The organism is Microcystis sp. M090S1 (assembly GCF_020246295.1).
In the GTDB taxonomy this organism is placed as follows: Bacteria; Cyanobacteriota; Cyanobacteriia; order Cyanobacteriales; family Microcystaceae; genus Microcystis; species Microcystis aeruginosa.
In genome coordinates, this window is the sequence record NZ_JADBTF010000353.1 from 1 (window position 1) to 2,812 (window position 2,812).

Genomic DNA, 2,812 nt, shown 5'->3' on the forward strand with positions numbered 1-2,812 from the left:
AGACGGGAGACGGGAGACGGGAGACAGCTATTAGGGATCGGATTTGAGTTTTCAGTTCACTGTTTCCTCACACCAGAAGTCTGACGGAGTAGTGGCTTAGATGTGTAATTAATTTTGCTTAGGTACTTATGACCTCAACCTCCTTGTCACCCCTTCAGGGGTTCAAACTCACCTTAAAAAACCTTCGGTCGGCCTAAAGTAGTGATATAGATAACTGCTTCATCGGAGGGAATTCCTAACACTTCATTAACTTGATCATCAAAAAAACCACCGATACCACTAACCCCTAACCCCAGATGAATAGCCGCTAAATTTAATCTCTGTCCCAAATGACCCGCATCTGCATGAAGATAACGATAGACTCGATCGCCATATTTAGCCACTGCTTTTGACAGATCCGCCGTATGAAAAACCACAGCGGCCGCATCTCGTCCCAAATCCTGACCTAAACAGAGATAATGTAACTCTTGCCGGAAATTTTTAAAGCGAATTTGCCGCAATTCTTGGGCTTTGGGAGCATAATAATAACAGCCTTCCTCTAATCCGGTTACTGCCGAAACAGCGATAAAAGTTTCCAATAAATCCAGAGCAAAATAATCGGGATTGGGATCGAGATTTTGGCCGGCATAATCTTGGGGTTGATAGGTGAAATGCAGCAGCGCTCGCAATTCGTCTAAACTGAGACTAGCACCACTATAAGCGCGGGTAGATCTGCGTTTAAGAATCGTACTTTCCAGATCGATTAAATCTTCCCCCCAATTGACGGGACGGGATGTCACGGAAACTTTTAGACAAAAAGGAAAATTATATTTATCTTCCCAATTAGAGGGGGTAACAGTTGCTTCTATCTTCTCATCTGTAGCTATGATAGTGGCTCGGTGTAGGGAGTTTAATAATTCTCCCTCGGGAATTTCGGGATAAAGAGTCGTGGTTGCCGAAGGGAGTGCCGTGGTACTATGGGGGAGATTTTGCTGGATATTGAGCAGATCTGCCAAAGGAATCACCGTCATGACACTTTCTTTCTCGGAATCGAGATAAAGCAATTCATTCATCTGGATATCGTTAAAACCACCGATTAAATGGGCGCAATAGTCATTAATCGAGGCTGATAGCTCAATATTGCCTAATAAATGCCCTGTATCGAGGAAAATACGCCGATAAGCTCGATCTTCGTAGCGCCAAGCGGACCGATGAAAAATGGCACTGGTAACTACAGCGATATCGGTATTTTCTAAAACAGGATTCCAGAAACAAGCAGATTGTAGGTTGGTCCAGACATCACTTTCCCAAAATAAAAGCAGCGAGTGACTTTGACCTTGGTAACTGTAGAGACCGGCGGGTAAAAATTCCGTGCCACGGGAGATCAGATAGACCTCGGCGGGGTATAATCCACCAGCAGAGGGTGCGGAACGTAGGTACAAGGGACTCCCCATAGTGGCGATTTTGGCAGTTAACCCATAGCTACAGCCCAAAATTCGCGATATACGTCGCCAAAAGTCTCCTTTTTTGGGAACCGTTTGACGGGAGAGGTAGGGTTTGAGATCGAACGTCTGACCGATTTTGTATTCTTTGAAGGGATGGGGTTGTTGACTCCAATCAAGACCTTTACTTTTTGAGGCGATCGTCTGGGGGTCGTATTTGGTCCGCTCGTGGTAGTATTGGGCGATCGAGATTGGCTGATCTGGCATGATAAAGATAGGCTGTCTAAGCTTTACTTTTTAGTTTGACATACTCCCACCGCTATTTAGAAAACGGGTTTCTTTCAGAAACCCGTTTTCTAAAATAAAATTATGACTACACCTATCTTCACCATTCCCCAATCTGACCCTCCCCTTTCCCCTCGGCAATCCTTGCCGACGATGTACGATTTACCTAGTGACAATCCACTTGAACCCGGTTTGCCTGACGAATTTCACCTATTACAACCTCAGTTATTACTACTGACTTTCCAGCCTCCCAACTGGGAACCAGACCTAGTTTTTAGTGCCGCTGACCTCAACCTTTACTACAATGTCAGACACCCCCAATGGTACAAGCGTCCCGATTGGTTTGGGGTGGTCGGTGTTCCTCGTCTCTACGATGGCCATGACCTGCGCTTAAGCTATGTGATTTGGCAGGAAGGGGTTTCTCCGACGATTGTGGTGGAATTATTGTCTCCAGGTACGGAAAATCAAGATTTAGGCGAAGAACTACGCCAACCAGGGGAACCGCCAACTAAGTGGACAGTTTATGAACAGATTCTGCGGATTCCCTACTATGTGGTTTTCAGTCGCTATACTAACCAACTTCAAGCGTTTGAACTGGTAGGCGGTCGTTACCAACCCGTAGCTTTAGTGGAGGGACGCTTACCGATTCCTCAACTGGAATTGAGCTTGGGTTTGTGGCAAGGTTCCTATCGGGGGATTGAGCGGCTATGGTTGCGCTGGTTGACGCTGGAAGGAGAGTTAATTCCCCTTGCCGATGAGGAGTTAATTGCGGCCAAACAAGAGGCTTCTGCGGCTAAACAAGAGGCTTCTGCGGCTAAACAACGAGCAGAACAACTAGCGGCACGATTGCGGGAATTAGGGATAGATACTGAAAGCTGAAGGCTCGAAAACCCCTCAAAAAAGAGAGAGGAAACCCGCGCCTTCTCTGGAGGTGGGACATTATTTTCTCGCTTTGCGGACAGTAAGTAGTCGTGCAAAATTAATTTCCTAGTCGAGACGGGAGACTCCGAGACTCCGAGACTCCGAGACTCCGAGACTCCGAGACTCCGAGACTCCGAGACTCCGAGACTCCGAGACGGGATACAGCTATTAGGGATCGGATTTGA

Annotated in this window: 2 protein-coding genes; one reads left to right on the forward strand and one right to left on the reverse strand. The window is 46.7% G+C overall.

Annotation, left to right across the window (positions count from 1 at the left end):
* Window positions 1-173: 173 nt before the first annotated feature.
* Window positions 174-1,688, reverse strand: coding sequence for a SagB/ThcOx family dehydrogenase (locus IM477_RS15835; RefSeq protein WP_287732511.1), 1,515 nt, complete (start codon window positions 1,686-1,688; stop codon window positions 174-176).
* A 102-nt stretch (window positions 1,689-1,790) separates the two neighbouring features.
* On the opposite strand from IM477_RS15835, the gene IM477_RS15840 reads away from it, so the two are divergent.
* Window positions 1,791-2,585: a Uma2 family endonuclease gene (locus IM477_RS15840; protein ID WP_287732512.1), complete on the forward strand. Its 795-nt coding sequence runs from the start codon at window positions 1,791-1,793 to the stop codon at window positions 2,583-2,585.
* The last annotated feature ends 227 nt before the right edge of the window (window positions 2,586-2,812 follow it).

What these genes read in the sequence shown, in the direction of transcription:
- IM477_RS15835 (WP_287732511.1), bottom strand. Translation starts at nt 1,688, where the DNA reads ATGCCAGATCAGCCAATCTCGATCGCCCAATACTACCACGAGCGGACC.
- IM477_RS15840 (WP_287732512.1), top strand. Translation starts at nt 1,791, where the DNA reads ATGACTACACCTATCTTCACCATTCCCCAATCTGACCCTCCCCTTTCC.